Source organism: Salinicola socius (genome assembly GCF_001937195.1).
GTDB lineage: Bacteria > Pseudomonadota > Gammaproteobacteria > Pseudomonadales > Halomonadaceae > Salinicola > Salinicola socius.
In genome coordinates, this window is sequence record NZ_MSDO01000091.1 from 1 (window position 1) to 1,275 (window position 1,275).

The following is a 1,275-nucleotide window of genomic DNA, read 5'->3' on the forward strand; positions in this document are numbered from 1 at the left end:
ATGGTGTTGATCATGGACATGGTGATTTCCTTGTTAGCGTTGGTACTGGGTTGCCAGGGTGTGGCAGTGGCGAGCGAGTACGACTAGCTCAGTGAGGTCGGATGACTCGGGATCGAGCATCCGGGTTAGGTGTTCCGCCTGGGCGTAGAGGAGCGCGGCGTGACCGTAGGCGCGACCCTGGAGACACCGCTTGGCCCGCTCCCTCAGAACTCGGGGCTCCGGGCAGGCGTCTGCCCACCCGACACCGCGCGCCATCGGTCGTGATGCACGGCGGCCGATCCCGCACCCCCCGTCAACCCGTGCTGCGCAGGGTATGACGGGGGGCACGGTTCCGGCCTGGGAGGCCGTGCGACCGATGGGCGACGGGTGACGGGCAGGCAGGAACATGATTAGCGCCCCGGTTCCGGGCGGGCCGGAGAAGGTTCACCTTCCAGGACAGAGCGGTCGCCGCGCTCCAGTTGGGCAAGGCCGTACTGAAAGAGCCGTTCGCCCAGGGCGGAAGGTGTGAGTTGGTTCATGCCTGCCTGAACCAGAAACCGAGAGTGATCGGTCTGTTCCAGGAACACGCGAACGGGTTGTTTCTTCGCGGTGGTCATTGGGTGTTCCTCGTGGTGGTGGATGCTGCTGGAATGCTGCGATGCGCATTCAGGAGTGAACGCATCATCGCTTGGGGGATAAAAAAGGCCCGTGACGCTGGGGCAACCTGCCGGGATGGGATAGACGAGCAGGCGGAAGCGCCACGGACCAAAGGGAACGCGGTTGAGGCGGAAATCGGGGGCAAAAAAAACGGCCCGGTCAGTGTCATCGTGGAGATGAGGGACCTAGGGGCCGGAAAAGATCGCTTCCCGTGGAAGGCGACCATGAACGCGATGAAGGCAGAATCGAGTAATGATGACTCAGGCCTAGTAAGGAAATTGTCGCCGATAAGCGTCGCCCGGGCAATTAAAAAAACCCGCGAAATCAAGATTAACGCAGTTTTTGACGATACTTTAGTCGCATAAATAAGAGCAGCTAATATCGCGCGATAGATCGCGATAAAAGTTTGTAGATATGTAATGAGAGGATTACAAAAAACCCGCACTGGATATATGGCTTGGTAGCGCCATAGGCCGGTGCGGGCGAGTGGTGCGTCAACTGATCGAGTCAGGACGTCGTTTAGGTAATAGCGCTGTTCATGGTCGCTATAGTTCGGTGCAAGCCTATTAATGGCTCTGACGGACTTGAGATCGGAGGAACGGACCGAGAAACAAGAAACCGTTGCACAGGCTGATGTTA

General features: G+C 58.3%; 1 protein-coding gene. It reads left to right on the top strand.

Going from position 1 to position 1,275, the window contains the following annotated elements; genetic code table 11:
* The first annotated feature begins 458 nt into the window (after positions 1 to 458).
* On the top strand, positions 459 to 1,001 hold the full coding sequence (locus BTW07_RS18975; protein ID WP_075571669.1) for a hypothetical protein: 543 nt from the start codon (positions 459 to 461) through the stop codon (positions 999 to 1,001).
* Positions 1,002 to 1,275: the final 274 nt, after the last annotated feature.